The sequence below is a fragment of the Leeuwenhoekiella sp. ZYFB001 genome (genome assembly GCF_011784865.1).
Lineage (GTDB): Bacteria > Bacteroidota > Bacteroidia > Flavobacteriales > Flavobacteriaceae > Leeuwenhoekiella > Leeuwenhoekiella palythoae.
Genome location: NZ_CP050460.1, coordinates 1,328,032 through 1,352,447, shown reverse-complemented (window position 1 = coordinate 1,352,447; position 24,416 = coordinate 1,328,032). Strand labels below are relative to the sequence as shown.

The following is a 24,416-nucleotide window of genomic DNA, read 5'->3' as shown; positions in this document are numbered from 1 at the left end:
AAATGCTATGAATTTTAAAAATAAAATGCTGCGCGACGATGCGCTTCAAGGAAAAACAATTGTGGTAACCGGCGGCGGAAGCGGTCTGGGAAAAGCCATGACCAAATACTTTCTAGAATTAGGCGCTCAGGTTGCTATAACTTCTCGAAATCTAGAAAAGCTGCAAACTACTGCTGAAGCCTTAGAATCAGAAACCGGCAGCACTTGTTTTCCGGTGCAATGTGATGTACGTGATTATGAGCAAGTCGTTGCGATGCGTGATGCTGTCTTAGACCGTTTTGGTAGTATTGATGTCCTTTTGAATAATGCCGCAGGGAACTTCATTTCTCCAACCGAAAGACTTTCAGCAAATGCTTTTGATGTGGTTATAGATATTGTTTTAAAAGGAAGTAAAAACTGCACGTTGGCTTTTGGAAAACATTGGATTGACAAAAAAGAAGAAAACAAAACCATCTTGAATATCGTCACTACCTATGCCTGGACGGGCTCTGCTTATGTAGTGCCAAGCGCAACAGCAAAAGCCGGTGTTTTAGCGATGACGCGTTCGCTTGCTGTAGAATGGGCAAAATATGGCATTCGATCAAATGCGATCGCACCAGGCCCCTTCCCTACTAAAGGTGCTTGGGAGCGCTTACTTCCGGGAGATCTTGCAGAGAAATTTGATCTTTCAAAAAAAGTACCTCTGAGACGCGTGGGCGATCATCAAGAATTGGCTAATCTGGCAGCTTATCTGGCTTCTGATTTTTCGGCCTATATAAATGGTGAAGTCATCACTATTGATGGTGGTGAATGGTTAGAAGGTGCAGGGCAATTCAACCTACTACAAGATATTCCCGAAGAATTATGGGACCAATTGGAAGCTATGGTTAAAGCCAAGCGCAACAAGTCTTAAGAGTTTTCGTCCTTAATAAAAAAAGATAGACCAAACCAAAAATCGTCCAACTGCCACAAGGCATCTTGGTGGCTATTGAAGTGGTGATAAAATCAGAGGATTTTTGATCCTATTAAAGCGCTTTTGCAGTAATTAAAAGAATGGCAAGGTTTTACCTTTTTGACCAATTTTTTCATGAGTTTTGTACAAAAACCAATTGAAACCTGTTAACAAAAAGCATTTTTATTGCGGGTTATAAATCGTATTTTCGCACAACAATACCTCAATATAATCTATGGGCAAAATAATAGCTATTGCTAATCAAAAAGGTGGTGTAGGTAAAACTACGACCTCTGTCAATCTCGCAGCCTCACTGGGCGTGCTTGAAAAAAAAGTACTCTTAATTGATGCAGATCCGCAAGCCAATGCTACCTCAGGATTGGGTATAGATGTTGAGACGATAGAAATGGGTACCTACCAGCTGCTGGAACATTCTAGTAAGGCTGAAGAAACCATTATGAAAACCGAATCTCCTAATCTAGATTTGATTCCGGCGCATATTGATTTGGTAGCAATCGAGATCGAATTGGTTGATATGGATCAGCGAGAGTATATGCTAGCCCGCGCTATTAGACATCTCAAAGATACCTACGATTATATTTTAATCGACTGTGCACCCTCTTTAGGGCTCTTAACGCTAAATGCACTTACTGCTTCAGATTCTGTGATCATTCCTATTCAGTGTGAATATTTTGCATTAGAAGGGTTGGGTAAACTTCTAAACACAATTAAGAGTGTTCAAAAAATACACAATTCATCTTTAGATATTGAGGGGCTTTTACTGACTATGTTTGATTCCCGACTACGTCTTTCGAATCAAGTGGTTGAAGAGGTACAAAAGCATTTTGATGAGATGGTATTTGATACGATCATTCAACGAAATGTACGCCTGAGCGAGGCTCCGAGTTATGGGGAAAGCATTATTAATTATGATGCCGGCAGTAAAGGAGCAGCAAATTACTTAAGTTTAGCTCAAGAGATAATCACAAAAAATGATGCATAACTATGGCTAAGGCAGTTAAAAAACAAGCTTTGGGAAGAGGACTTTCGGCACTTTTGAAAGATCCGGAAAATGATATTAAAGCTGCCGGAGACAAGGGCGCTGATAAGGTTGTTGGTAATATTGTAGAGCTCGAACTCGCCAATATTGAAGTTAACCCGTTTCAGCCTAGAAGCAGTTTTAATGAAGATGCTTTAAAAGAGTTAGCAAGCTCTATTAGAGAACTTGGGGTGATTCAGCCCATAACCGTACGCAAAATTGAGTTTGGTAAATATCAGCTGGTTTCTGGAGAGCGCCGTTTTAGAGCTTCAAAATTAGTTGGTCTTGAGACCGTCCCTGCATACATACGTATCGCCAATGATCAAGAATCTCTTGAGATGGCGCTTGTTGAAAATATTCAGCGAGAAGATCTTGATCCTATTGAGATCGCACTTTCTTATGAGCGCTTAATTGAAGAAATCAACCTCACTCAAGAGCAAATGAGCGAGCGTGTAGGTAAAAACAGATCTACAATTGCTAACTATTTGCGTTTGTTGAAATTAGACCCGATCATCCAGACCGGTATGCGTGACGGTTTTCTTTCTATGGGTCACGGGCGTGCGTTGATCAATATCGAGAATACTTCAGACCAACTCGATATTTACGAAAAAATTATTCAGGATTCTTTATCAGTTAGAGCAACGGAAGCGCTTGTAAAGAATTATAAAGAAGGAAAAAAATCTGGTAAAGCTACTCCGGTAAAAACCAAAGTGCCTGAATTTATTCAGGAAGGAAAAAAAGAGTTTGCTTCTTATTTTGGGGCTAAAGTAGATATTAAAGTAGCTTCAAAAGGCAATGGAAAACTAATTATTCCGTTTTCTTCAGAAGAAGATTTCAAGCGATTAAAAAAATTAATATCTGGTGCCGAATAAACTTATAATTCTTGCCGCCCTACTGGTTTTCAGTTTCAGTTTCAGTCAGGAAACTCCTGAAGAAGAACCTCAGATCGAAGCTGAAGAAATAGACGCCGCTTTTCAAGAATACGACGCATTAAAACCGGCTAAGGCTGCATTTTATGCTGCTGTTCTTCCCGGTTTGGGTCAAGCCTACAATAAAGATTACTGGAAGATCCCTATTGTTTATGGAGCTTTAGGTACAGGTGTAGGTATTGCAGTGTATAATCACGACCTTTTTCAGCAGTATCGAAGCGCGTACAAAGACCGTATTGCCGGTAGAATTGATGAATTTACGATCGTAGATGAAGACGGCAATAGAACCGAATTATTTACCGAAGATCAGCTGCTGCGCGCTCAGGATTTCTACCGCAGAAATAAAGAACTTGCGATTTTAATTTCCGCAGGTCTTTATGTGTTACAGATCTTAGAGGCCAATGTTGACGCTCATCTCTCTCAATATGAGGTTGAAGATCGGCTGAGCTTCGCCCCTTTTATGGAACGCAACGAATTTGACTTCTCAAACACTTTTGGGATGCGTATAACTTATACTTTTTAGATTATGAAGATTGCCCTTCTTGGCTACGGCCGTATGGGAAAAACCATTGAAAAACTTGCACAAGAACGTGGTCACGAGATCGTAAAAACCATTGACGCCAATGATGATTATGATTTTAATGGTGCCGAAGTTGCCATTGATTTTAGTGTGCCAACGGCTGCCGTTGCTAACATTTCGGCGTGTCTGAATGCCAATGTTCCTGTGGTTTCGGGGACTACCGGCTGGCTCGATCACTATGATGAGATGGTTGCACTTTGCAAGAAGAATAATGGTGGCTTTATTTACGCTTCAAATTTTAGCGTAGGCGTAAACATCTTTTTTGAACTTAATAAACAGCTTGCTAAAATGATGCAGGGTCTTAAAGACTACAATGTTTCGATGACCGAAGTGCACCATATTCACAAGTTGGATGCTCCTAGCGGAACCGCCATAACTCTTGCAGAAGGTATTTTAGAACACTCTGATAAAACAGATTGGGTTCTTGATGCTGAAGAGAATGATAAAATATCAATCAAAGCAGAACGTGAAGGTGAAGTTCCTGGAACACACATCATCAATTACGGAAGCCAAGTAGATGAAATCACCATTGAACATAAAGCACATAACCGAAACGGATTTGCTTTAGGTGCAATCATCGCAGCAGAATGGCTTAAAGACAAAACCGGCGTGTACAGTATGAAAGATGTTTTGAATCTATCATAACCGTAACATCACACGTAAAACTCAGACAGATACAACAAAACTCGTAGACCCATGACAATGATGCAATGGTTTTTATTTTTCCTGTTGGTTCAGGTAATCCACTTTTTAGGCACCTGGAAACTCTATAAAAAAGCAGGACGTCAAGCTTGGGAAGCAATCATTCCTGTTTACAATGCGATCGTGTTAATGCAGATAATTGGTCGCCCAAAATGGTGGACCATTTTATTGTTTATACCCATTGTTAATCTCATTATGTTTCCTGTAATCTGGGTTGAAACAGCGCGTAGCTTTGGTAAAAACTCAACAACCGATACGCTACTTGTGATCATTACTCTAGGCTTTTACCTATATTATTTAAACTATGCGGCGCCCGTAACCTATAAAACAGAGCGTTCTCTAGTTGCTAAAAGTGCATTTGGAGAATGGGTAAGCTCTATACTTTTTGCCGTAGTTGCTGCAACCATTGTGCACACTTATGTAATGCAACCTTTTACGATTCCTACGGGATCTTTAGAACGTACTTTACTGATTGGGGATTTTCTTTTTGTAAGTAAATTTCATTACGGTGCGCGTACGCCAATGACCACTGTTAGCTTCCCGATGGTTCACGACACCATTCCGGGATTAGGGATAAAATCGTACTTAGATAAGCCACATCTCCCCTATTTTAGACTTCCAGGGTTTCAGGATATTGAGCGCAGTGATATTGTGGTGTTTAGTTGGCCGGTAGATACGGTAAATCGCTTTTATGGCTTAGATGACGGTAAGTATTACCATAAACCCATTGATAAAAAATCTAATTATGTAAAGCGTGCGGTAGGACTTCCGGGGGATAGTTTAAAAGTTGTAGACGGTAAGGTTTATGTTAATAACAATCCGCTAGAACTGCCGGGTCGCGCTCAACTGCAATATAGTTATCAAGGAACCGCAAAAGGAGGCGGATTTAACGCAAAAAATCTTTATGATCAATACAAGATCAGTAATCTGAAATTTTATAATTCTACACAATTTGCTACTCAAGCCATTACTCCTGAAAATGCAGAGCGCTTCCGCAACCATCCTAATGTTGCTTCTTTAGAAAAACTTATCGCCGGAACTGACCAAAAAGATCCTTCAATCTTTCCTAAAGGAAATGCCAGCTTAGGAAATAGAGATCAGATCGCTTCAGTGTATATTCCAAAGAAAGGTACTACCACACCTATTTCTGTTGAAAACCTTCCGCTTTACAAACGTCTTATCGAAGTTTATGAAGGCGAAGAAATGGGAGAAACGCGTGAAATTTCAGTAGAAGGAAATCAAGTGCTGCTTAATGGAGAACCCCTTTCAGAATACACCTTTAAACAGGATTATTACTGGATGATGGGTGACAACCGTCACAATAGTGAAGACAGTAGATTCTGGGGTTTTGTGCCTGAAAATCATATTGTAGGTAAACCGGTATTCATCTGGTTTAGTTGGGATAGCAATGGCACTGGTATTATGGAAAAAATTCGTTGGGAACGTTTATTTACGACCGTAGGTGGTGATGGCAAGCCGGTCTCCTACTTTATTTACTTTATTATTGCACTGGTGGCTTATTTTGTGATCTCAAAAGTGATAAAGATCAGAAAAGCGAAGTCCTAATTTCTAAATAAAATCAAGCACAAAGCATCAAATCGTAAAGGTTTGATGCTTTTCTTTTTTGAACTCGTAAAAATTTTTATTTTAACAAAATTGCTTAGGTATTGCCTCCTCTGTTTTATAGCTTCCGCACTATGGAAACACAGGAAAAAAATACACAACGTTCAGTAAAAAATAACGATACGGTTCAAGTACACTATACCGGAAAATTAACCAATGGTCAGATTTTTGACAGTTCGGTAGATAAGCAACCGCTTGAATTTCAATTGGGTCAAGGTCAGATCATTCCAGGTTTTGAAAAAGGCCTAATTGATATGACAGTAAGTGAAAAGAAAACGATCACGATCCCTGAGGCTGAAGCTTATGGTGAAGTTCGTAAAGATCTTTTTCAAGAAGTACCAAAGGCCGACCTTCCGCAGGAAATTGATCCTCAAGTAGGGATGGGATTAGTTGCTAAAAATCCTGACGGTACTGAGCGTCAATTACGTGTTGCCGAAGTACGCAACGAAAGTATCGTGATTGATGCCAATCACCCACTTGCAGGACAAGACTTGATCTTTGAGCTTGAGGTTGTAGATATTAAGTAAACTACCTCAGGGCAACCAAGTCTGAGAAATATTAGTTAAATACAAGCATTAAATTAGAAGTGAGCCTCCAGGAATATTTCCATTAGCGGCTCCCGTAAATAATTATTTCGAAAGTCCGTAAACATCAATGTTTACGGACTTTTTTAGTGATTTAAATCTCCTTGTAATTTTGGTTTTAACAGAATTATAGCATTCTTAAAAAAATAAATTTAGCGCGCCTCTGTTATTAAGGTCTAACTAAATTTATGAAAAATGAGAACAATGAATACTGTTGCACTAGTAGGTGCGACCATACTTACAGTATCGTGCGTTTCTAAAAAGAAATACACCGAATTAGAAACTAAATACGATAATACACGAGTTTCACTTACTAAAACTCAAGTTGAAAAGGAAGAACTTGAAGCTAAATACAGCGCTATAGAAAACCGTGTTGCTGACTACAATAGCAAAATTAATTCGCTTAGAGATGATAATTATCAAAAGCTTGATCTGGTAGAGAATCTAGCTGTTATGTCTGAAAGCACAAAAGACAAAATGCGCCAGACCTTAAGAAATGTAGATCAAAATGAACTTTCTCAGGCTAAAAGTCTGGAGGATTCTATGAACTTGGCTATTTCCTATAACCTTAAAAAGAATTTAGACAATTCGGTAGGAGAAGATGAAGATATTCAAGTTGATATTGACGAAACTGTAGTAATGATCAATGTTTCTGATAAGCTTCTTTTTAACAGCGGAAGTTATCGCGTGAGCAACAAAGCAGACGGTTTGTTACAACGTTTAGCTGATGTTATCAATTCTGAGCCGGCAATTGAGGTGATGGTAGAAGGCCATACCGATGATCAAACGGTAAAACCTGGAGCTTATATCAAAGATAACTGGGAACTTTCTGTAGAGCGTTCTACAGCAATCATCAGAGAGCTACAAGATAAATATGATGTAGATCCATCCAAACTTATTGCAGCCGGTCGTAGTAGCTATTTACCACTAGTAGATAACGCAACTAAAGAAGATCGCGCAAAAAACAGACGTACACGCATTGTCATTCTGCCAAACTTAGATAAGTTTTTATCTATGGTAAGCAGCACGGACTAAGCCTTAAAATCTAATTACTTGTATAAAACCGCCTTAGGGCGGTTTTTTTTAGAAGTAAAACGTATTAATTAGTTAAACGTTTTCGGAAACCTCGTATTTTTTCTACTTTAAAAAGAAAAATTTAATCTATGCGTGTTGAAGACTCCCCTTTAATTGATTTTATACGTGAAGAACATCGCTTTAGTTTTGGTACTTTTTACTTTTTTGACAACTTCATTATTTCAGAAATAAATGAAGGTGAACTTTTTGACTGGAACAAAGCTTCGGAAGTAATACGTGTAGGTCAACAGTTTTATGGTACTGGTGGGCAGATCAATTATATCTCAAACCGAATACACGATTATGCCATCAAACCTCAAGATTGGCTAAGATTCCTAAATGAGCGTCAACTCTTTAAAATATTTGCAGTAGTCACCTATCGAAAAACAGCTATTTACAATCTGGTTATTGAACGTTTTTTCTACAAAGGCGATATTTTTTCTTTTGATAGTTTATTGGAAGCCGTTAACTTTATACGAGAGCAAAACGCTCTTGAACCCGCTAACGATTTTGATAAACTAACACAGCTGTACAATGATAATTCTTTATGAGCTTGCCCTAATTTGTGCAGGAATATTACTTGCTATTAACACTTTAGATAAATGGGACGGCAGTACGCAACTTTTTGCTAAAATCGCCGGTGCTTTAAAACCATTCGCAGCGGTTATTGGCGGCATAGCTTTGATTTTAGGAATTTGGTTCTTGTTTAGGCCCTTCTGTACATTTAGGGATATCGTAGCGGTATTGGCCGGGTTAGCACTTCTAGGAGGCACTTTTGAAAATCATCCTTCGCTTCAAAACTTCTTCAATAAAGCCGCCGGTGTATTAAATCCGTATCGGGTAATTATTGGTCTTATTGCTTTGATTTTAGGCCTACTTGGACTTTCTAATATCGCCTTTATCTGCTAGTTATTCTACCCCATCACATCCGTTCCACACTAATAATTATTTTTAGGTAGCTTCAGCAATTATAATTTGCATCATCACTATAAAAAAAGTCCGACTTGCGCCGGACTTCTTACTTATTCAACACGTTCGAATTTGCAGATCTTATAAATCTTGATTAGTTGGTCTGATCAAAATTTCATTGACACTACTATGTTCTGGCTGCGTCAATGCGTAATAAATAGAATCCGCAATATCACTCGCTTGTAACGGAGTTAAATCTTCAAATTGAGACATCATATCTTTTACATCGTCGTCTGTGATCGTGTTGGTCAGTTCTGTCGCTACAAAACCAGGTTCAATAGAAGTTACCTTTGTATTATACTTTGGTCCCATTTCTAATCTAATTCCTTCGCTTAGCGCTCTTACTGCATATTTGGTAGCACAGTACACTGCCCCTGCCGGCATAATCTTTCTACCTGCAACAGATGAAATATTGATTATGTGACCCGCTTTTGTCTCTTTCATATCAGGAACTACACTAGCAACTCCATTAAGCACTCCTTTAATATTAACATCTACCATTTTATCCCATTCATCAGTTTTTAAATTCTCAACGAAGGATAAAGGCATCAGTCCGGCGTTATTTACCAAGACATCCACTTTTCCAAAATTGTTGTGCGTCTGCTCTACTATGCTTTTCCAATCTTCTTTACTGGTAACGTCTCCAGTGATCGCAAGTGCTTTTCCACCATCTTTTTCAATTGCATCTTTCAATTCATTCAAACGCTCTGTACGTCTCGCTGTGATTACCACATTAGCGCCGGCTGCAGCTAATTTTTTGGCCGTAGCTTCACCAATTCCACTAGAAGCTCCCGTTACAATAATGTTTTTGTTCTCTAAACTCATAATAATTTTTGTTTTTGTAAAGCTACAAATACACCTATCTTGAGTTCATTGACCTATGTTATCCTTTGCTGTTAAGAATCTACTAATGTTGTTAAGCCTTGTTAATACTAGCTTCCTTTTCTGCAAGCTCTTTTCGAATGCGGCTTAGCGATTCTGGCTTAATCCCCAAATAACTGGCAATTTTATAATTAGGTACGCGCTGTTCTATATGCGGATAAGTCTCACAAAATTCCAGATATCGCGTGGTGCTGTTTTTTTCTAAACCGTTTTGAATTCTTGAATAGAGCGCAACAAAAGCCTTGGTTAGTTTTATTCTAAAAAATCGCTCAAACTTGGGAATACGTTTGTAAAGTTCTTCGAGCATTTCTTTATTCAATTCTAGCACCGTTGAATCTTCAATACAACTTACACTTAAACGTGCCGGTGTTTCATTAAAAAAAGCTTCAAAATCACTCACCCACCAATCTTCGATTCCAAATTGCAAAATAGATTGATCGCCATTTTCTGAAGTATGAAACGCTTGTAAACACCCCGAAACCACATAAAATTCTGAAGTAACGCGATCCCCGGGACGAATTAGAAGTTCTTTTCTACGCAGTTTCCGAAGCACTAATAAACTACAGAATTCATCAAATTCTTGATCTGAAATTTCAATAACACGCTCCAAATGCTTCCTTAAGACTTTATACATAGCTAATTGTGGCCATTTCAGCCTTAATTTATAGATTTACTAGCAATTGTTTTCCCATCAAATCTATAATTGTTTATAGAATATTTGGCAAGATGCTGTGTTCTTTCCCACTAAATTTAGACCTTATTCTTAACACCATTTATGGATCTTGCAATTATTGAAGTTTTTATCATTCTAGGAATAACCATTTTCCTTTTTGTAACTGAATTATTTCCAGTTGATAAAATAGCGATATTCATCATTATCGCTTTAATGCTTACCGGCCTGGTTACTCCCGAAGAAGGCATTAGCGGATTCTCAAACACAGCGACCATTACCGTTCTTGCCCTAATGATCATCGCCGTAGCGCTTGAAGATAATGGAGTGATCGCTTGGTTTACGAGAGGTTTGCAACGCTTGAGCATCATCCCGCTTATATTGCTGATCCCAACATTTATGATCATTACGGCAAGTATCAGTTCGTTTATAAGCACAACTGCCGTGGTCATTGTATTTATAAAAATCATTTTTCAACTATCTGAGCGTTATGGCGTTGCTGCGGGTAAATTGTTATTACCAGTTTCTTTCGCAGGTATTTTAGGCGGAAGCTGCACGCTGATGGGAACCTCTACAAACCTAATTGTTAATTCTGTTGCTCAGAATCGCGGGGTGGAAAAATTAGGCTTTTTTGAATTTGCTTGGTTTGGTGTCATCTTTCTACTCATTGGCGTGGTTGTAGTAACAATTGGATCAAAATTTCTACCGAAAAAAAATGTTTCTGAAGGATTAGAAACAGATTATGAGATCGATAATCTAATTACCACACTTACCATTAACGGCGATTCTCCTTTGATAGGTAAAGCTATTCAAGACACCTTTTTATTTAAAGACACAGATGTTACGCTCCTGAAACTCATACGCGATCGCGTAGTCACCAATGCTCCGGGAAAATACATTACTCTTGCTGAAAACGATAGGCTTGTGGTTATGGCTGATCTGGAAAATATAGAACGAATTTCCGCTGAAGAACATTTAACCCAACGCGCCTTAAGAAGTAAAAAGGAACAAACTGAAGAGACCAAAGTTGCCGACAAGGACAAATCAGATACCAAGCGCGATAAACAAGAAATTCAGCTGGTTGAAGTTTTAGTACTTCCGGGTTCTGCTTTTATAGGGAATACGCTTAACAACCTTAAAAGACTCAAATTAGAAGGTGCACTGCCCATCGCCATTAAAAAACGCAAAAACATCAGAAATACCACCGAGCGTCTGATCAGGAAAGATTTAAATCAAATTCGCATCAAGCCCGGCGATCGTATTCTTTTAGAGATCACACAAACCGAACTCAATACTTTAGAGCGCCTTGAAGGGATTGTGATCCTAAAAATGCACGAATCTTCTAATACTAAAAATCCAAAGAGAATGTATATCACAGCAGCCATTTTAGTGGCCGTGGTAACGATGGCTGCTTCAGGATTGCTCAGTATTTTAGCGAGTTCACTTACGGGAATTGGTTTGCTTTTGGCAACCAATAGTCTTGAGATGAACAAAATTTATCATAAGGTAGACTGGCAAATTTTCTTTCTACTCGCCGGAATGATTCCGTTAGGTGTGGCGATGACCAATAGCGGGGCAGATCTTTGGCTCTCTGAACAGCTCTTGAACCTTTTTGACGGAAAGAATAATCTGTTTATTCTCGCTGCTTTATTTATGATCACGATGATCTTGAGCGGTAGTATTTCTAACAATGCTACTGCGGTAATCATGGCTCCCATAGCCATTTCAGTCGCAGCAGGTCTTGATCTACCGGCCAAGCCATTTATACTCGCTGTGATGTTTGCGGCAAACTTCAGCTTTTTTACTCCGGTAGGTTATCAAACCAATACACTAATATACAATCTGGGAATCTACCGTTTTAAGCACTTTTTTATAATAGGCGGAATTCTGTCTATCATTCTATGCGTCGCTGCAACCTTACTCCTATCAACCTTGTTGTAAATGTAGTATGGCAAACTTTAGGAAAGAATCTTAATAAATAAATTTTTAGCGATACTAATTCTTGAAGACCACTAATAAAAAAAGCAGCTATCTAAAAGAATCAGATAACCGCTCGTTTTGTGATTGATATATAAATTAGAATGTAGATTTAAACCGGCAACAACACATCCTGAGGATGTATTTCGCCAATCGATTTGAAGCACCATTCAGACCAAGCCTGAACGAAGTTTCAACACAATTCATAATTTAAAAGAACTTCTTGATTGATGTTATACAAGTAAGACGCACAAGGTCATTTTTTGTTACAGCAAATCCTTAAAATAGTTGTTAAACTAATCTAAAGCTATATAGATGAGGGCATAAAATACATGTACATTTGTTTCTTTATGAAAAATCCCCTAGGAAATAGCAATCTGACCGAGTTAAAAAGTAAAGCGCTAAAGTTTTTTGTAAAAACTTTAAAATATATAGAAATAGGATTTCGCTTTGCAACCTTAAAATTCAATTCAGCAATTAAGAAAAAATGGGTGCGCTATCCACTATTAGGTTTAGGGTCTCTTTTCTTCTTATTCTCCTTGTTTTTCTTCAGTATTTATGTTGGAGTTTGGGGATCACTTCCTTCAAAGTATGAATTAAGTCACCTAGAGCAATCGCTTGCTACTCAGCTTGTTGATCGTAATGGAAAAGTAATAGGTAAATACTATATTTTTGACCGCCGCCCTATAGGTTTTGATGAGATTCCTTCCCATCTAAAAAATGCGCTTATTGCTACCGAAGATGCTCGCTTTTACAAACACGATGGCGTTGACAAAGTGAGTTTAATGCGTGTATTTTTTAAAACCTTGTTAATGCAAGATGATTCCTCCGGAGGTGGAAGCACCATCACGCAACAATTGGTAAAGAACATCTACGGAAGACGAGGATCTGGGGCTTTCAACTTAGTAATTTCAAAGTTCAAGGAGTTCATCATCGCACAGCGTGTTGAAGATGTTTATACCAAAGATGAAATCATCAATTTATATCTAAACACTGTTCCATTTCCTGATAACACCTACGGAATAGAAAGCGCCAGTCAGAAATTTTTTAATAAAGACACCGAAAACTTAACGCTCAATGAAGCTGCTATTCTGGTGGGAACTTTAAAAGCGAATAACAGTTACAATCCCAGAGTTTATCCTGATCGTGCTAAAAAACGTCGTGATGTGGTTATCAATCAGATGTTGCGTTATAAGTACCTGCAACCTCGAGACACTGTGGGGATGGAACGCGACACCATTGTGTTGAGCTATCAAAAACGTACCGATCTAGGTGTTGCTCCCTATTTTAGAGAACTTATTCGTCGCGAAGCGCAAGACCTTTTGAAAAATTATAAGAAGGAAGACGGTTCTTCGTACGACCTGTATCAAGATGGTTTAACCATACATACCACCTTAGATAAAACCATGCAGCAATATGCCGAAGCAGGAATGCGGGAACATATGGCAGCGCTTCAAGCACAATATGAGAAGGCTTACGGGAATTACGCTCCTTGGAAACGCGCTTCGGTATTAGAACCAAGTCTTAAAAAGCTTCCGTATTATCAACGTTTAGTAAAAGATAGTATTTCGCCTGAAGCATTAGAGGACTCGCTCAACCTCAAGCAAAAACGCAAAATTTTTGATTGGAATACAGACGAGACCACACAAGATATTTCGGTTAAAGACAGCTTAGCGCACTACTTATCATTGCTCAATTGTGGTTTTGTGGCTTTAGATCCACAAACCGGTGGCGTTCTTGCATATATAGGCGGAATCGATTTTGAAAACTTTAAGTACGATCACGTGAGTCAAAGCGAGCGTATGGTAGGTTCTACATTTAAACCTTTTGTTTACACTACCGCTCTAGAACAAGAGATGGATCCTTGCACCTACTACGACGGCGCTCAGGAAATTTATTATTTTAATAATAAAGAGTGGTCGCCGGCAAATGCCGGTGGTGAAGGTGAAGATCTTTCCTATTCCCTTAAAGGAGCGCTGAGTAATTCGATCAATACGGTTGCTGTAAAAGTGATCATTGATGTAGGAATACGCAAAGTGATTAACCAAGCGCGTAGGATGGGAATTTCTTCTAAGCTTCCTCAAGTACCCTCTTTAGCTTTGGGTACGGCGCAAATAAAAATGCGTGATCTGGCTTCGGCCTACACCTCTTTTGTAAATGGCGGAAGACCTATGAAGCCGTATTATATTACTAAAATCGTTGATCGGGCAGGAAAAACAATAGCTCAATTTGAGCCTGAAGTTCCAGAAAAAGCAGTGATGCGCAACTTTACACGACAAGCCATGATAGAAATGATGCGCGGAACTGTAAGTGAAGGTACTGCAACCCGACTAAGGTACACGTATAAGTTAAAAAATGACATCGCAGGTAAGACCGGGACCACTCAAGACAACAAAGATGGCTGGTTTGTAGGCCTAACACCGTATATGGTTGCGGTAAGCTGGGTGGGTAATGACGATTACAGAATTGGGTTTAGCAGTACAGGTTTAGGTGCCGGTGCAAATTCTGCATTACCTATTTACGCAAAGTTTATGCAGCAACTTAATCAAGATACCACTTATGCTGAATTGACTAAGCAACGCTTTAAGGCACCAAGTTCTGAAGTGAGAGAAGCGCTAAGCTGTGCTCCTATAGTTAAAGACAGCACCTCTAGAGTTACTAAATTTTTTGAGTCCATTTTCAACGGACAAGAACAAAAATTTATAAAGAAAGTTTATCTAGACGATAACGGTGCTATCATCAGAACAGAAGATGAACCTGTTATTAGCGATGAAGCAATAGAAGAAACGGAAGAAGTTGAAGAAGAGAATACTAGCGGAGGCTTTTTTTCGTTCTTGAAAAGGAAAAAGAAAAATGATGAGGAGAATTAGGATGTTCCTCATTTTTTGGGAATAATATAATTTTAGTGGATAAATGCTAAAAATATCATAAAATTGATATTTTAATTTGATTTTAAATTTATCCATGTTATAATACGTCCTATTTACTTTTAACAAATAAATTTTATATGAGACAACTCAAAATCACCAAGCAGGTAACCAATCGGGAATCAAAATCTTTAAACACCTATCTACAAGATGTAAGTAAGCTCGATATGATTACTGCTGATGAGGAGGTCGAGTTGGCACAACGTATTCGTGAAGGCGATCAAGTAGCGCTAGAGCGATTGACGAAGGCTAATTTACGTTTTGTGGTATCTGTTGCAAAGCAATACCAAAATCAAGGTTTAAAACTACCCGATTTGATCAATGAAGGTAACGTAGGTCTAGTTAAAGCGGCTAAACGTTTTGACGAAACCCGTGGTTTTAAATTTATTTCGTACGCCGTATGGTGGATTCGTCAGTCGATCTTACAAGCTATTTCTGAGCATTCAAGAACGGTGCGTTTACCCCTAAACAAAATTGGTACGATAAGTAAAATTAATAAGGCATTTTCTTATTTAGAGCAGAGCTTAGAGCGCCCACCATCTGCTGAAGAAATCGCAAAAGAGTTAGACATGACAGTCGCTAAAGTAAAATTAGCAATGAAAAACTCAGGTCGAAATCTTTCAATGGATGCACCTTTTAAAGAAGGCGAAAACGACTCTAATCTTTATGATGTATTAAAATCTGGCGAATCTCCTAACCCGGATGCAGATTTAATGCAAGAATCATTAGGTACCGAAATTGAGCGTGCGCTTGAAACACTTTCTCCACGAGAGTCTGATGTTATTAAATTAAACTATGGTCTTGGTGGCGAACAGCCTCATACCCTTCAAGAAATTGGAGAAATGTTTGATTTAAGCCGCGAGCGTGTACGTCAAATACGTGAGAAAGGTATTCGTAGATTGCGCCATACTTCTAGAAGTAAAGTGCTTAAAACTTATCTAGGATAAGAGTTTACCTCCTAAAAGTGAAAATAAAAAAAGCGCTGCAATTCAATTGCAGCGCTTTTTTTATTTATAACTACCAAAGCGTTTAAAACTCTAAGGCAGTTAATTGGTTAACGGTCTTAAATTATTCAATCACGATGTCAAAGCTTTCCTGAACGTCTGTTTCTCCGGCAGCATTTGTGATATCACCTACGCTCACTCCTTCTGCATCTTTAGAAGGCTCATGTCTTAAAGTAATCGTGAATGTTCCAGAAGAAGCGGCACCTGCTTGTAAATTGAAGGTTAAACCTACAGGGTTAGAAACGCCGTTATTTAGATACGTATTTTCTGAATCAGTGTAGGTGAAATCAGCATTTAAGTCAGAAGAGGCTTGGAAGAAAAACTGATGCTCATCTGCCTCTTCTTGAATTTCCTCATTGATTACTTCTGCTGGAGTTTCGGTTTCATTTTCTAATAATACACTTCCGTTGTAAAGCATTCCGGCTTGTAAAGCCCCAGAAATACTGATCACAGGTGCGTCAGGACCATCTCCATCAAGATCTCTTGAGGTTAAGGTGACAGTTTCTCCGGTTTGTGGCGCAAGGGTTACGGTGATTGTGGTGATCACTTCCTCTTCATTGATTTCTTCAGGCGTGTTATCATCATCAGAAGAACACGAGTTAAGACCAATTACGGCTACAAGAGCCAGTGCAAATAATTTAGTTGCTTTCATAAATAAAAAACTTAGGAGTTAATAATTTAATTTTAATTGAATTCTAAAGTTTCGTCCTAGATCATCAGCAAAATAGCGCTGACGATTTAGGTAGTCACGATAGGCGGTGTTTAATATATTATCTACATAAAAGCCTACGGTTAATGTAGATTGTTTAAATACATCAAAATCAACAGATGATGTTAAATGAAATAAGCTGTATGCTTCTGGCGTGCGACTTACCTCTACCCTTTCGGTGGTTTGTTCGCCGGCATCATTGATATAAGTAACCTCAAAGTCATTATCGGGAAAACGCGTTTGCTTTAAAACACTTTGATTACGTAAGCCTAATTTGAGATTATTCCACTCCGGTTTTTGAAATCCTAAGGTGGTGTTTACATTAGGTGCAGGCATATCTATCAAAGGTCTGTTACGCTCTAAATCCTGCCCATTTACGTAAGCGAATACCGTTTGCAGATCAAAGTTTTCATTAAAAGCGTAAGCGGCCCGCAAGTCAACCCCAAACAATCGCGCATCAACCTGACCGTACTGATATACAGGAAAAGCGCCTCTATTTGTATACTGCAATCCACTTGGTTCCATGATGATAAAATCGTCAATATGGTTGTAATACGGATTGATCCCAAAGCTTAAACCTTCAATTTGACCGGTAAATTCAACACTGGCTTTATAAGATTGTTCTTGATTAAGTCTCAAATCACCGAGTTCGATAATCGCTGCAGAGTGGTGCAAACCATCACTAAAAAGTTCCGCAGGATTAGGAGCGCGAGAGGCACTGCTCAAGTTGAATTTTAAATCCCAGTTAGGCTTGATTCGGTAGCGAGCGCCTACAGTCCCGGAAAAATTATGATAATCAAAAACAGGATTCACGAGTAGCTGACTATCTGAGCGGCTAACCACCAGATCACCAAATTCCTCTTCATACCCGCGACTTTCCCAGCTGCTGTTTAAATAATATTTCTGCGCGTCTACCTGCATAAAATCATATCTAATCCCTCCATCTAAGCGCCAATCTGGAGAAAGATCTATATCGGCGGTAGCATACACGCCTGCAGTGTACATCTCATAATCTGGAATAAGTCTTCTGATTCCTGTATTGGGATCTGGAAAATTTTCTTGATACGAAACTTCTGCACCAAAATTGGCTTCTACACCCGCCATGGCATCATAAAGAAAGTTTGATGACAACGTATGTGTGGTCAATCTCAAGTCTAGCGAGGGCTTATCACTATCATCACCGCGGCGAATATCAAATTCCTTTCGGTTGTTTTGCTGAAAAGAATAATCCAGATTAAGCTTTCCGGCATTTTCAAAGCGTTTGTAGAAGCTGAGTTTAGCTAAATGATGGGAAACATCTTGTTTAGGAGCATTAATATCATAAGTGAAATCCTGCACGTAATCAGGTGCTCCGCTATTAATAGCCCGAATTAAATCGCTCAGATTACCAATATGACTGGCTCTTAAAATACCTATTTCTGAATTGTAAAAACTATAGTAAGCATCAAATCCGTAAGTGAATTTGTTCAGTCCGAATCCCACCGAAAAGTCGCGTTCTCTCAAGCCTGTGTTAGATAGTACATAATCTGGTGCGCGCAAATCGCCCGCATATTTAGCTGTTCCCTGACCTTGAACATAAAAACCACTTTTATAAGCTTTCAATAAACTGGTGGTTAGTCCTACGCTTCTTCCATTACTCGCACCGCTTAAAATAGTTTTACCATACAATGTATCTTTTACCGGAGCCTTCGGTGCATTGGTAACGATTACTCCACCTACGGCGTCACCACCATAGCGTAATGCACTAGCACCTTTGACCACCGTAACATTTTCGGCAGCATTGATATCAAGATTGGGCGCGTGCTCAACGCCCCATTCTTGATCTTCCATTCTCGTACCATTATTAATGATCAGCACCCTACTACTGTGTAAACCATTAATAACAGGCTTTACTACTGTACTTCCGGTATTCAGCGAAGAAACTCCGGGAACTTCCCGCAGCGCGTCCCCTAAACTTGCGTTGCTGTACTGCTCTAAGACTTCTGACTTTAAAACCTCTTGACTTCCCGATATAGTACCTTGATTTAAATTTTCACCTTGCACAGTTACTGCATTGAGTTCTTCGGTGTGATGTTCCAACTTAAAATCCCGTTGCAGGTCCCGTTGCACTTCCACCGTAAATTCGGCAACTTCACATTCCGGATGCGTGATCGTAATGACGTATGTCCCGGCGCACAATCCATCAAGGGTGTACCTTCCATCAAAATCACTTAACGCATAAATATCATATCCATTTACGCTTAGTGTTGAATTAGCCAGCACACTTCCATCGTGAAAATCACGCACCACACCAGTGATGCTGTAGTCACAAGTTTGTGCCTGAAGCTGAACTGTAAAAATTAATAAAAGCACTAAACGGAATACGTTCATAGTAAAAGATCAAATACCCAAATCAGGGTGATTAAGAAATAAGAAAGAAAGAATCTCGATTTTTAGAAATTTCAATTGGATGGCTCTCATCTAAAATTGAAAGAACAACGCAATTAAATAACCACGGAATCGCACACTACACTGTGGACAATTGAAATACGATAAGCTATCGAAAAAGCTTAACTGATAAGCGCGGGAGGCGCCTTATTGAGGTGGTTTTTTTCTATGTAAAGAAAAAACCGTTTTGTGTTGCTAAAAGTCTGAGGCTTTTTGAGATAAACGAAAATCTCATCCTGCTCTATCTCAAAAACCGGAGGAAGCACAAAATCTAAATGCTGTTTATGGTTGTCCCCCATCAAACAAAGTTCGTGATAGGAATGCCCCGAATCTCTGTCTTTTTTAGCCGTATAATTATGAAGATCTACAATTTTAAAAGCAAAAAGAGCCAAGACCAGCAATAAGCTGATTCCGGCTTTTGAAGTTTTACTTTTTAAAATCATAGGGCAAAACTATAATTTAGATTCTTAGAAAGTGTGAAAAAAACTTAAAATTAACTGTCCTTTAGTCCGGTTTTCGGTGATTTCACGCATATAAGAGAGTTCTGACCGTAAACTTTTGCTAAACTGGTATCCTAAACCACCAAATAACCACGTGCGATCATAGAGGTTTACAGATTGACCATTGCCTATATTTTTCTCGCCATTCACGAATATCTCGGCAGCCGTCCAGGCGAAAAAAGTTTTAGGTCCCATTTTTTGGGCGTTCAGCGGAAGCTTTGCATTTAGAAAATAACGGTATCGGGATCTAAAGTCCTGATTTTCTATAAAGCGTTCTTCGATCCTGATGCGATGCAACAGCGCGATGCGACCTTCAAATAAGGCGTTGGTCCAAATTAGATCTTGATACAAGCGATTTTCAATGAGTTGAGCATTGCTGGGGCCTAAAGTTCCGCTATTGAAAAAAGAATAACCCGCGACAGCTCTTAAAGATGAATTCTTAAACTTATAAGATAAACCTGCCCGTAGAATGAATTGTTGAAAATCATGAGCAACATTAAAACTACGATGCTGCACATCTCCCATAATTCCAAAGTTGCTTTGGCCGAAATCTGTCTCAAAAAAGTACATATACCACCCGCCCAGTTCGTGATTCCCACGTTGCGCATTACTTTCCGAAGAAAGCAAAAAAGAGGTAATAACTAAAAGAAATGTCAGATAATAGCTTTGCGTACTGCTGTGCATAAGAATTGGTGCTTTTTCAGCGATGCAAATGGAAAAAATACATCTTCCCAAAAGCCATCAAAATGCCTCAAAATTAAAAATCAGTGTGTAAAATAATCCTCGTGAGCTTGCCCAGAGGTAGTTTACTGAGCAGGAATATTAGCATACATCTGACTGAGTTTGAGTCTCAATTTACGCATATAATCTTCTTCTAACCAATCTTTGTAATTTTTAGTATTCTTCATAATGCAGTAAGAATACAAGCGAATACGGTATTGAATCTCTTCCTTAAGTTCGCGGGCAAGAATACGTGCATCAAAAACATCTTCAGTATTCTCAAAAATAATACGCGCATGCTGATCAATAGAACGCTCAAGCGCTTCTTTTGATTTCAGACCTTTGGCAAAAACATCTTCGTATTCCTTTTTGATATCAAATTCAATGGACTCACTATTACTGAACTGAGCACGAAGTTCAGGTGGCATCACGTATTCAAAATTGCGCTCAATTTCCTCGTCGCTCACCAAATTTTCAAGATAGAAATCAGGGTATAAGAAAATATCATTCCAATCCATTGGAGCATCCCATAACCCGAAACGTGCCATATTGTTCCCCAGATCAATAACTTCAAAGGTCTTCTTGTCTGGTAGAACACGCGAACCACGACCGATCATCTGAAAATAAAGTGTCAACGAACGTGTCGCACGATTGAGAATAATGGTTTCAACGCTAGGTTCATCAAAACCGGTTGTCAAAATACTTACCGAAGTTAAAATAGCATCGGGAGTATTTTTAAACCATTTTAAAATTTCCTTTCGTTCTTTATTGGTGTGCGTATTGTCTAAATGCTTTACATCATAACCCGCCTCTCTAAAGGTTTCATAAACGTAGCGTGAGGTATTGATCCCGTTATTAAAAATAAGCGTTTTTGTACCCTTGGCGCGTTCTTCATACGCTGCAAGAAGCTTCTCTTGCATGCTGTGATTGGTATAAAGAATTTCTGAAGACTTTACCGTGTAATCCCCATTGATCCCTACTTGTAGCGTTTTTAAACCTACATCATACGTATGCATATTGGCTTTAGCCAAAAAGCCTTTTTCAATAAGAGAGCCTATACTTTCACCTATAATAAGCTTACGGTAGTTATCCTTCATCGGCAACTTAACGTTAGAACTTAAAGGTGTAGCTGTCACTCCAAGAATAAAAGCATCTTTAAAGTAACTAAATAGCTTTCTAAACGAATTATAATGCGCCTCATCTATAATTACAAGCCCAATATCGTTGATATCAATTTGCTCATCTTGAAGACGGTTATTAAGCGTTTCTACCATCGCTACATAACACATGTAATCCTCGTTGCCTTCAAGGGTTTTTACCTTACTATTGATGACCATATTAGGCACATCAAAACTTTTAAGCATTTTTGAAGTTTGAGAAGAAAGCTCAATTCTATGTGTAAGAATGACTACTTTTTTCTGTTTTTCTTTAATATAGCGACGTACGATTTCAGAAAAGATCACTGTTTTTCCACCACCGGTAGGCAGCTGGTACAGGAGATTGAAGTCATCAGACTCCTCCTCCATACAATTAAAGATCTTATCAAGGTCATTTAATTGATAGTTATACAGTTCTTTTCCGTTGCCGTTATCTTGCGCTGATGCTTTTTCGCTCAAAAGTGAAGTTTGTTTAAGGTTCAATTTTGCAAAAATAAGGCATTTTAAGGGCTTATCGAAAGTTTGATTTAAGAATTACATGATTGATAATTTAGATTATAAGTTTTAAAAAAATACGCTTAGTATTACTCTTAATTTTAAAAGGCTCATAAAAACACCAATTATGCCCTCTTAAAACTGAAAAAAATTAGCAAAGTCTTTCAGTAAAAAATACCTAATCTGTTACCTTTGTGGCAACATAAAAAACATCATTTTGAAGAATCCAAAAGCGATAAAACTTATAAACAAGCTCATAGGCGACGTTGAGCAAAATGGTATTATTACCAATACTGTTGTCGAAGATTTACAAAATCTTAGACCCTATGCAGTTGAAGAAAAGCGCCCGTTATTAGCAAAAACAATACGTCTTGTTTTTGAACATATCGAAGCATATCAAACCTTTGACATCGCGATTCCTGACGAGGAGCCGGTAGAAGGATATGAAGATGAGTTTGAAGAAACCGAAGTGACCTCAAGTCCTGCAGAGAGTTTGCTATATCTTTTAAACTTGCTTGCTGAACCAGAAAATAAGGTCAATCGTTTAGATCTAAGAGCCTACGTTGAAGCAATGCAAGAATATGCTGAAGAGCATTAATCGTATTGAAAACTTATATCTTAGTCATAACCCTTTGACTGTACCAATAAAAAAATCGGGAGTGTTTAAAACACTCCCGATTTTTTATTGAATCTATCTCAGTTGAATTTGCGCACCTACTAAAGTTGCACGCTTAAAACCTATTGCTATAGAATCTCGTTTACTTTTTGGGTGGTTTTGAAGGGCGAACTTCAATCTTACTTGGCAACGTACGCGGATTCATTTTCAATAAGTCTACAACCAGCTCCCCGATATCTTCGCTTTGAATCTTCCAAGCATCTTCTTTAGTAGGTTCATTACCGTTAAAATGCGTCGCCACAGATCCCGGCATAATGGTTGACACCTTAACATCATCCTGACGCAGGTCTAGCATAATAGCTTGGGTAAAGCCGGTTAAACCAAATTTACTCGCGTTATAAGCAGAGCCATTTGCAAAGAAATTCGTTCCTGCCAGACTAGATATGGTAAAAATATACCCCTTAGAACGCTTGAGTTCGTTGAGACAAGCTTTCACACTATAGAAAACTCCGGTCAAGTTGGTATCAATGGTTTCTTGCCATTCATCTGCAGTCAAATCAGTAATACTCGCAAAATGACCTAAACCGGCATTAGCGACCAATACATCAATTTGGCCAAATTCTTTTAAAACAGCATCTACTGCTTGCACCTGACTTTCCATCGAGCGCACATCAGCTTTTACACCAAGCGCTTTACCTTTTCCGCTTTTGTTTAGTTCTTCTGCTGCTTTTTCTGCAGCAGTAAGTGTTCTACTGGTAATGGCTACATTCATTCCTAATTCTAGAAGAGCTTCAGCAACTCCTTTACCTATTCCTTTGGTCCCTCCGGTAATGAGGGCGACTTTGTTTTTAAATTTCTCCATATGTTAAAAATAAGGCTTATTCAGCCCAACACCCACGCAGCTTTCTTTAAAATTTTGCTAAATCTGGCTATTTATAAAAATATTAGCAGAAACAATTTTTCAACAGGTTTTTCAAGCGGTATATTTGCAAAAAAATTAATGGCGCAAGAGAGCAAAACAAAGAAAAAATCAAGAATCCGTCTGTTACACCAGTACTATAAATTTACCGGATTCTATTCTTTTATAGGCGGAAGTTTAAAAAAAGCACTTACGCCGGTTATCATATTTGTAGCTGCTTTATTAGCGATACATTATTTTGTTATCGATATCAACGCGCTGCTGGTCAAAATGACCGATACCTTCCCTCCTTTTTGGGTACTCACCGTATTTTTTATTTCAGAAAGTATTTTAGGCCTGATTCCACCGGAGATCTTTATTGCATGGAGTGATAAAATGCCAGATCCTATTCTCTATTTGTCACTTATCGCGATATTATCTTATGCCGGCGGAATCATCAGTTATTTTATGGGCCGTGCTTCAACGCGTATTCCTGCAGTACACGATTATTTAGAAGTAAAGATGGCAAAGCATCTTAAAAATGCCCGTAAATGGGGCGGATTTCTTATCATTGTAGGTGCTGTGCTACCTGTTCCTTTTGCGATCAGCAGTATGGCTGCGGGGATGATTAAATACCCATTTATCAATTACCTTTTATTTGGTTTGCTGCGTTTTGTGCGTTTTGCCATTTATGGTGCAGCTATTTTTAATTTAGTTTAAATGATTAAAGCTTTTCAGATTTTAAGTATACTAGAGGGTGTTTCTCTTCTTCTTATTCTTTTTGTTACAATGCCTTTGAAGTATATTTTTGATCAAACGGGTCCTAACCAGATTATTGGTATGGCTCACGGCATTTTGTTTCTTCTCTATGTCGTTATGGCGATACTTGTCAAATTTGAATTAAAATGGAACTTTAAAACGCTATTTATTGTTTTGATCTGTTCTGTAATCCCATTTGGCACCTTCTGGATGGAACGTAAGTATCTTAAAAATCAAGCTTAAA

24 protein-coding genes are annotated in these 24,416 nt (G+C 38.6%); 16 read left to right on the top strand and 8 right to left on the bottom strand.

The features are described 5' to 3' along the window. The first annotated feature begins 7 nt into the window (after window positions 1-7). The 10 genes from HCN54_RS05945 (at window position 8) to HCN54_RS05900 (ending at window position 8,371) form a co-directional block, all read left to right on the top strand. Entirely contained in the window at window positions 8-892 is an 885-nt protein-coding gene (locus HCN54_RS05945; protein ID WP_167596950.1) for an SDR family oxidoreductase, read from the top strand. Between the two features lie 274 nt (window positions 893-1,166). Further along, complete coding sequence (locus tag HCN54_RS05940) at window positions 1,167-1,934, top strand: ParA family protein (RefSeq protein ID WP_072982271.1); 768 nt, start codon at window positions 1,167-1,169, stop codon at window positions 1,932-1,934. Window positions 1,935-1,936: 2 nt separating this feature from the next. After that, window positions 1,937-2,842, top strand: coding sequence for a ParB/RepB/Spo0J family partition protein (locus HCN54_RS05935; RefSeq protein WP_167596949.1), 906 nt, complete (start codon window positions 1,937-1,939; stop codon window positions 2,840-2,842). Then, window positions 2,832-3,422, top strand: a complete 591-nt coding sequence (locus HCN54_RS05930) for a DUF5683 domain-containing protein (protein WP_167596948.1) — start codon at window positions 2,832-2,834, stop codon at window positions 3,420-3,422. The genes HCN54_RS05935 and HCN54_RS05930 overlap by 11 nt, the downstream gene beginning before the upstream one ends. Window positions 3,423-3,425: 3 nt before the next feature. Then, entirely contained in the window at window positions 3,426-4,124 is a 699-nt protein-coding gene (dapB, locus tag HCN54_RS05925) for a 4-hydroxy-tetrahydrodipicolinate reductase (RefSeq protein ID WP_167596947.1), read from the top strand. Window positions 4,125-4,175: 51 nt separating this feature from the next. Continuing rightward, window positions 4,176-5,747 (top strand): signal peptidase I, encoded by a 1,572-nt coding sequence (lepB, locus tag HCN54_RS05920; RefSeq protein WP_167596946.1) that lies wholly within the window; start codon window positions 4,176-4,178, stop codon window positions 5,745-5,747. 131 nt (window positions 5,748-5,878) lie between these two features. Then, a complete protein-coding gene (locus HCN54_RS05915; RefSeq protein ID WP_072982281.1) occupies window positions 5,879-6,331 on the top strand; it encodes a peptidylprolyl isomerase in 453 nt (150 codons plus the stop codon). Window positions 6,332-6,583: 252 nt separating this feature from the next. Then, on the top strand, window positions 6,584-7,423 hold the full coding sequence (locus HCN54_RS05910; protein ID WP_072982283.1) for a flagellar motor protein MotB: 840 nt from the start codon (window positions 6,584-6,586) through the stop codon (window positions 7,421-7,423). Window positions 7,424-7,551: 128 nt separating this feature from the next. Further along, complete coding sequence (locus HCN54_RS05905; protein ID WP_167596945.1) at window positions 7,552-8,013, top strand: hypothetical protein; 462 nt, start codon at window positions 7,552-7,554, stop codon at window positions 8,011-8,013. Next, the gene (locus tag HCN54_RS05900; RefSeq protein WP_167596944.1) at window positions 7,997-8,371 is read left to right on the top strand and encodes a DUF308 domain-containing protein; all 375 of its coding nucleotides are present in this window, start codon (window positions 7,997-7,999) and stop codon (window positions 8,369-8,371) included. Before HCN54_RS05905 ends, HCN54_RS05900 begins: the two co-directional genes overlap by 17 nt. A 141-nt stretch (window positions 8,372-8,512) precedes the next feature. On the opposite strand, the gene HCN54_RS05895 is transcribed toward HCN54_RS05900, so the two are convergent. Beyond that, on the bottom strand, window positions 8,513-9,256 hold the full coding sequence (locus HCN54_RS05895; RefSeq protein ID WP_167596943.1) for an SDR family oxidoreductase: 744 nt from the start codon (window positions 9,254-9,256) through the stop codon (window positions 8,513-8,515). A gap of 91 nt (window positions 9,257-9,347) precedes the next feature. Next, a complete protein-coding gene (locus HCN54_RS05890; RefSeq protein ID WP_167596942.1) occupies window positions 9,348-9,947 on the bottom strand; it encodes a Crp/Fnr family transcriptional regulator in 600 nt (199 codons plus the stop codon). Window positions 9,948-10,088: 141 nt separating this feature from the next. On the opposite strand from HCN54_RS05890, the gene HCN54_RS05885 reads away from it, so the two are divergent. From HCN54_RS05885 to HCN54_RS05875, 3 genes are all read left to right on the top strand, one after another. Then, the gene (locus HCN54_RS05885) at window positions 10,089-11,924 is read left to right on the top strand and encodes an SLC13 family permease (RefSeq protein ID WP_167596941.1); all 1,836 of its coding nucleotides are present in this window, start codon (window positions 10,089-10,091) and stop codon (window positions 11,922-11,924) included. A gap of 386 nt (window positions 11,925-12,310) precedes the next feature. After that, a complete protein-coding gene (locus tag HCN54_RS05880) occupies window positions 12,311-14,830 on the top strand; it encodes a transglycosylase domain-containing protein (RefSeq protein WP_167596940.1) in 2,520 nt (839 codons plus the stop codon). A gap of 137 nt (window positions 14,831-14,967) precedes the next feature. Next, a complete protein-coding gene (locus HCN54_RS05875; RefSeq protein ID WP_009780064.1) occupies window positions 14,968-15,834 on the top strand; it encodes an RNA polymerase sigma factor RpoD/SigA in 867 nt (288 codons plus the stop codon). Window positions 15,835-15,955: 121 nt separating this feature from the next. Here the strand turns inward: HCN54_RS05875 and HCN54_RS05870 are convergent, their stop codons facing one another. The 5 genes from HCN54_RS05870 to HCN54_RS05850 all read right to left on the bottom strand — a co-directional run bounded on the left by HCN54_RS05870 (window position 15,956) and on the right by HCN54_RS05850 (window position 21,863). Further along, window positions 15,956-16,543, bottom strand: a complete 588-nt coding sequence (locus tag HCN54_RS05870) for a type 1 periplasmic binding fold superfamily protein (protein ID WP_167596939.1) — start codon at window positions 16,541-16,543, stop codon at window positions 15,956-15,958. Window positions 16,544-16,561: 18 nt separating this feature from the next. After that, window positions 16,562-18,970 (bottom strand): TonB-dependent receptor, encoded by a 2,409-nt coding sequence (locus HCN54_RS05865; RefSeq protein WP_167596938.1) that lies wholly within the window; start codon window positions 18,968-18,970, stop codon window positions 16,562-16,564. A 179-nt stretch (window positions 18,971-19,149) separates the two neighbouring features. After that, the gene (locus tag HCN54_RS05860) at window positions 19,150-19,470 is read right to left on the bottom strand and encodes a hypothetical protein (RefSeq protein WP_167596937.1); all 321 of its coding nucleotides are present in this window, start codon (window positions 19,468-19,470) and stop codon (window positions 19,150-19,152) included. Window positions 19,471-19,494: 24 nt separating this feature from the next. After that, complete coding sequence (locus HCN54_RS05855; protein ID WP_167596936.1) at window positions 19,495-20,211, bottom strand: DUF2490 domain-containing protein; 717 nt, start codon at window positions 20,209-20,211, stop codon at window positions 19,495-19,497. A gap of 122 nt (window positions 20,212-20,333) precedes the next feature. Next, window positions 20,334-21,863, bottom strand: a complete 1,530-nt coding sequence (locus tag HCN54_RS05850; RefSeq protein ID WP_072982860.1) for a DEAD/DEAH box helicase — start codon at window positions 21,861-21,863, stop codon at window positions 20,334-20,336. A gap of 253 nt (window positions 21,864-22,116) precedes the next feature. Here HCN54_RS05850 and HCN54_RS05845 point away from each other — a divergent pair, with 253 nt between their 5' ends. Next, on the top strand, window positions 22,117-22,497 hold the full coding sequence (locus HCN54_RS05845; protein WP_167596935.1) for a hypothetical protein: 381 nt from the start codon (window positions 22,117-22,119) through the stop codon (window positions 22,495-22,497). Between the two features lie 160 nt (window positions 22,498-22,657). Here the strand turns inward: HCN54_RS05845 and HCN54_RS05840 are convergent, their stop codons facing one another. Then, window positions 22,658-23,377 carry an SDR family oxidoreductase gene (locus HCN54_RS05840; RefSeq protein ID WP_167596934.1) on the bottom strand — a complete coding sequence of 240 codons (720 nt, stop codon included), beginning with the start codon at window positions 23,375-23,377 and terminating at the stop codon, window positions 22,658-22,660. On the opposite strand from HCN54_RS05840, the gene HCN54_RS05835 reads away from it, so the two are divergent. Together HCN54_RS05835 and HCN54_RS05830 are read left to right on the top strand one after the other, a co-directional pair. Beyond that, window positions 23,378-24,133, top strand: coding sequence for a YqaA family protein (locus HCN54_RS05835; protein ID WP_410503580.1), 756 nt, complete (start codon window positions 23,378-23,380; stop codon window positions 24,131-24,133). Further along, window positions 24,134-24,415: a DUF3817 domain-containing protein gene (locus HCN54_RS05830; RefSeq protein WP_072982305.1), complete on the top strand. Its 282-nt coding sequence runs from the start codon at window positions 24,134-24,136 to the stop codon at window positions 24,413-24,415. It begins immediately after the preceding gene. Window position 24,416: the final 1 nt, after the last annotated feature.

Bases quoted from the DNA above. Each gene is read 5' to 3' on its own strand.
- HCN54_RS05855 (WP_167596936.1), bottom strand. From the start codon at position 20,211: ATGCACAGCAGTACGCAAAGCTATTATCTGACATTTCTTTTAGTTATT.
- HCN54_RS05900 (WP_167596944.1), top strand. From the start codon at position 7,997: ATGATAATTCTTTATGAGCTTGCCCTAATTTGTGCAGGAATATTACTT.
- HCN54_RS05880 (WP_167596940.1), top strand. From the start codon at position 12,311: ATGAAAAATCCCCTAGGAAATAGCAATCTGACCGAGTTAAAAAGTAAA.
- HCN54_RS05905 (WP_167596945.1), top strand. From the start codon at position 7,552: ATGCGTGTTGAAGACTCCCCTTTAATTGATTTTATACGTGAAGAACAT.
- dapB (WP_167596947.1), top strand. From the start codon at position 3,426: ATGAAGATTGCCCTTCTTGGCTACGGCCGTATGGGAAAAACCATTGAA.
- HCN54_RS05870 (WP_167596939.1), bottom strand. From the start codon at position 16,543: ATGAAAGCAACTAAATTATTTGCACTGGCTCTTGTAGCCGTAATTGGT.
- HCN54_RS05860 (WP_167596937.1), bottom strand. From the start codon at position 19,470: ATGATTTTAAAAAGTAAAACTTCAAAAGCCGGAATCAGCTTATTGCTG.
- HCN54_RS05940 (WP_072982271.1), top strand. From the start codon at position 1,167: ATGGGCAAAATAATAGCTATTGCTAATCAAAAAGGTGGTGTAGGTAAA.
- HCN54_RS05895 (WP_167596943.1), bottom strand. From the start codon at position 9,256: ATGAGTTTAGAGAACAAAAACATTATTGTAACGGGAGCTTCTAGTGGA.
- HCN54_RS05935 (WP_167596949.1), top strand. From the start codon at position 1,937: ATGGCTAAGGCAGTTAAAAAACAAGCTTTGGGAAGAGGACTTTCGGCA.
- lepB (WP_167596946.1), top strand. From the start codon at position 4,176: ATGACAATGATGCAATGGTTTTTATTTTTCCTGTTGGTTCAGGTAATC.
- HCN54_RS05865 (WP_167596938.1), bottom strand. From the start codon at position 18,970: ATGAACGTATTCCGTTTAGTGCTTTTATTAATTTTTACAGTTCAGCTT.
- HCN54_RS05885 (WP_167596941.1), top strand. From the start codon at position 10,089: ATGGATCTTGCAATTATTGAAGTTTTTATCATTCTAGGAATAACCATT.
- HCN54_RS05840 (WP_167596934.1), bottom strand. From the start codon at position 23,377: ATGGAGAAATTTAAAAACAAAGTCGCCCTCATTACCGGAGGGACCAAA.
- HCN54_RS05875 (WP_009780064.1), top strand. From the start codon at position 14,968: ATGAGACAACTCAAAATCACCAAGCAGGTAACCAATCGGGAATCAAAA.
- HCN54_RS05910 (WP_072982283.1), top strand. From the start codon at position 6,584: ATGAGAACAATGAATACTGTTGCACTAGTAGGTGCGACCATACTTACA.
- HCN54_RS05915 (WP_072982281.1), top strand. From the start codon at position 5,879: ATGGAAACACAGGAAAAAAATACACAACGTTCAGTAAAAAATAACGAT.
- HCN54_RS05945 (WP_167596950.1), top strand. From the start codon at position 8: ATGAATTTTAAAAATAAAATGCTGCGCGACGATGCGCTTCAAGGAAAA.
- HCN54_RS05890 (WP_167596942.1), bottom strand. From the start codon at position 9,947: ATGTATAAAGTCTTAAGGAAGCATTTGGAGCGTGTTATTGAAATTTCA.
- HCN54_RS05835 (WP_410503580.1), top strand. From the start codon at position 23,378: ATGTTAAAAATAAGGCTTATTCAGCCCAACACCCACGCAGCTTTCTTT.
- HCN54_RS05830 (WP_072982305.1), top strand. From the start codon at position 24,134: ATGATTAAAGCTTTTCAGATTTTAAGTATACTAGAGGGTGTTTCTCTT.